Annotated in this window: 2 tRNA genes and 2 rRNA genes (1 of these 4 only partly in view); all 4 read right to left on the bottom strand. The window is 47.6% G+C overall.

From position 1 onward, the window contains the following. Positions 1-1,512: ribosomal RNA gene (locus BLW31_RS23520) — 23S ribosomal RNA — on the bottom strand; it reaches 1,463 nt to the left of the window's first position. 167 nt (positions 1,513-1,679) lie between these two features. Beyond that, positions 1,680-1,756, bottom strand: a tRNA-Ala gene (locus tag BLW31_RS23515). A 78-nt stretch (positions 1,757-1,834) separates the two neighbouring features. Further along, positions 1,835-1,908: transfer RNA gene (locus BLW31_RS23510), tRNA-Ile, on the bottom strand. A 163-nt stretch (positions 1,909-2,071) separates the two neighbouring features. Beyond that, a 16S ribosomal RNA gene (locus BLW31_RS23505) occupies positions 2,072-3,600 on the bottom strand. The 16S and 23S rRNA genes sit together here with 2 tRNA genes alongside, the layout of an rRNA operon. Positions 3,601-3,777: the final 177 nt, after the last annotated feature.

The following is a 3,777-nucleotide window of genomic DNA, read 5'->3' as shown; positions in this document are numbered from 1 at the left end:
CAGCATCTACACCCTTCAACGGACTATTCCGTCAGTCCGCGGCGCTGTCACGCCTCCGTCTCCACGTCACTCCTTAAGGTAGTACAGGAATATTAACCTGTTCTGCCATCGGCCTCACCGTTCGGCTGAGCCTTAGGACCCGACTAACCCTGATCCGATTAGCGTTGATCAGGAAACCTTAGTCTTTCGGCGAGGGGGTTTCTCACCCCCTTTATCGTTACTTATACCTACATTTGCTTTTCCACACGCTCCAGCAAAGCTCACGCTTCACCTTCGACGCTGAGTGGAATGCTCCCCTACCGATCATTACTGATCCCATAGCTTCGGTAAAACACTTGATGCCCGATTATTATCCACGCCAAACTCCTCGACTAGTGAGCTGTTACGCACTCTTTAAATGAATGGCTGCTTCCAAGCCAACATCCTAGCTGTCTTAGCAATCTGACTTCGTTAGTTCAACTTAGTGTTTATTTCGGGACCTTAGCTGATGGTCTGGATTCTTCTCCTTTAGGACATGGACCTTAGCACCCATGCCCTCACTCCTGTGATAGAACTAATGCGCATTCGGAGTTTATCAAGACTTGATAGGCGGTGAAGCCCTCGCATCTTATCAGTCGCTCTACCTCACATTAGTAACTCACAAGGCTGCACCTAAATGCATTTCGGGGAGTACGAGCTATCTCCAAGTTTGATTAGCCTTTCACCCCCACCCTCAGTTCATCCGGAAGCTTTTCAACGCTTATCGGTTCGGTCCTCCAGTTAGTGTTACCTAACCTTCAACCTGACCAAGGGTAGATCACTTGGTTTCGCGTCTACTCCTTCCGACTCGACGCCCTGTTCAGACTCGCTTTCGCTTCGGCTGCACATCTCAAGATGCTTAACCTTGCCGGAAAAAGTAACTCGTAGGTTCATTATGCAAAAGGCACGCCGTCACTGCTTACGCAGCTCCGACCGCTTGTAGGCGCACGGTTTCAGGGACTATTTCACTCTTCTGTTCGAAGTGCTTTTCACCTTTCCTTCACAGTACTGGTTCGCTATCGGTCTCTCGGGAGTATTTAGCCTTACCGGATGGTCCCGGCAGATTCACGCAAGATTTCTCGTGTCCCGCGCTACTCAGGATACCACTACGCTTAATCTGACTTCATATACAGGACTATCACCGTCTATGGTTCCACTTTCCAGAGGATTCTATTCATCAGATGTCTTGCGATATCGTGGTCCTACAACCCCACACATGCCGTAACATGGGTGGTTTGGGCTATTCCCCGTTCGCTCGCCACTACTAGGGGAATCATTATTATTTTCTTTTCCTGCAGGTACTAAGATGTTTCAGTTCCCTGCGTTAGCTTCCATCAAAGATGGATGACATTCCTTCAGAATGCCGGGTTGTCCCATTCGGAAATCTCTGGATCAAAGGTTATTTGCACCTACCCAGAGCTTATCGCAGCTTATCACGTCCTTCATCGCCTCCGAGAGCCAAGGCATCCGCCATGCGCCCTTGCTTACTTTCTTTCAAACTTACTTAACCGATGATGGAGAATGGAATTTCGAAAATGCTTCTGCATTCTCAACAGCCATGTACCATATCTGTTACGTACGGTTCGATATATACTTTTAGCTCTTTACTAAATTTTACTTTTTGTACATCATGTCAAAGATCGTTTCTCTATGTTCAGAGATGGTGGAGAATAACGGATTCGAACCGTTGACCCTCTGCGTGCAAGGCAGATGCTCTAGCCAGCTGAGCTAATCCCCCGAAGATAAAGAAGAATGAACAAGGACGCAGGAAAAGGATATATGCCGATCACTGCAGTTTTCATTTTCTTTCTCGAAGTAGTCCCAGGCAGAGTTGAACTGCCGACCTCTACATTATCAGTGTAGCGCTCTAACCAACTGAGCTATAGGACTAGTTCAACCTTGTCTACCTGATATGTTAGACTCGGCTTCTTTATTTCTCTTGTTTATCTCTATCTATACTTCTATAGATGGTTGATCTATATGTTATAAATAAACAAGTACCAGTAGTACAATTATAGAACCGATGAAAGTCATTGTAACGGCATCGCTCCAGAAAGGAGGTGTTCCAGCCGCACCTTCCGGTACGGCTACCTTGTTACGACTTAGCCCCAATTACCAGTTTTACCCTAGGACGCTCCTTGCGGTTACGTACTTCAGGTACCCCCGGCTTTCATGGCTTGACGGGCGGTGTGTACAAGGCCCGGGAACGTATTCACCGCGCCATGGCTGATGCGCGATTACTAGCGAATCCAGCTTCACGAAGTCGGGTTGCAGACTTCGATCCGAACTGAGAGAGGCTTTTGGGATTAGCATCCTGTCACCAGGTAGCGACCTTCTGTACCCCCCATTGTAACACGTGTGTAGCCCCGGACGTAAGGGCCGTGCTGATTTGACGTCATCCCCACCTTCCTCACATCTTACGACGGCAGTCTCTCCAGAGTCCTCAGCATGACCTGTTAGTAACTGAAGATAAGGGTTGCGCTCGTTATGGCACTTAAGCCGACACCTCACGGCACGAGCTGACGACAACCATGCAGCACCTTCACATTTGCCTTACGGCTATACTGTTTCCAATATATTCAAATGCAATTTAAGCCCGGGTAAGGTTCCTCGCGTATCATCGAATTAAACCACATGTTCCTCCGCTTGTGCGGGCCCCCGTCAATTCCTTTGAGTTTCACCGTTGCCGGCGTACTCCCCAGGTGGAATACTTAATGCTTTCGCTTGGCCGCTTACTGTATATCGCAAACAGCGAGTATTCATCGTTTACTGTGTGGACTACCAGGGTATCTAATCCTGTTTGATACCCACACTTTCGAGCATCAGTGTCAGTTGCAGTCCAGTGAGCTGCCTTCGCAATCGGAGTTCTTCGTGATATCTAAGCATTTCACCGCTACACCACGAATTCCGCCCACCTCTACTGTACTCAAGACAGCCAGTATCAACTGCAATTTTACGGTTGAGCCGCAAACTTTCACAACTGACTTAACTGTCCACCTACGCTCCCTTTAAACCCAATAAATCCGGATAACGCTCGGATCCTCCGTATTACCGCGGCTGCTGGCACGGAGTTAGCCGATCCTTATTCATATGGTACATACAAAAATCCACACGTGGACCACTTTATTCCCATATAAAAGAAGTTTACAACCCATAGGGCAGTCATCCTTCACGCTACTTGGCTGGTTCAGACTCTCGTCCATTGACCAATATTCCTCACTGCTGCCTCCCGTAGGAGTTTGGACCGTGTCTCAGTTCCAATGTGGGGGACCTTCCTCTCAGAACCCCTATCCATCGAAGGTTTGGTGGGCCGTTACCCCACCAACTGCCTAATGGAACGCATCCCCATCGATAACCGAAATTCTTTAATAATCAAACCATGCGGTTCTATTATGCCATCGGGTATTAATCTTTCTTTCGAAAGGCTATCCCCGAGTTATCGGCAGGTTGGATACGTGTTACTCACCCGTGCGCCGGTCGCCATCTCCAGTTTGCAAGCAAACTGGAATGCTGCCCCTCGACTTGCATGTGTTAAGCCTGTAGCTAGCGTTCATCCTGAGCCAGGATCAAACTCTTCATTGTAAAAGTATTGTTATCATTCCTATGAAAGAATGGTATTTGCTCTGTTCAGGATGCCGTACAATTTATTGACTTCATTAATACCTGTCATCAGATACATACTGCTATGCATCCAACAAGCATTGACGGTTCTATTTTTTCTTGTACTACTTGTATTGTTTATCAATATTTCAAAGAACT

The organism is Bacteroides faecis MAJ27, assembly GCF_900106755.1.
GTDB lineage: Bacteria > Bacteroidota > Bacteroidia > Bacteroidales > Bacteroidaceae > Bacteroides > Bacteroides faecis.
This window is presented reverse-complemented; position numbering and strand designations above follow the sequence as displayed.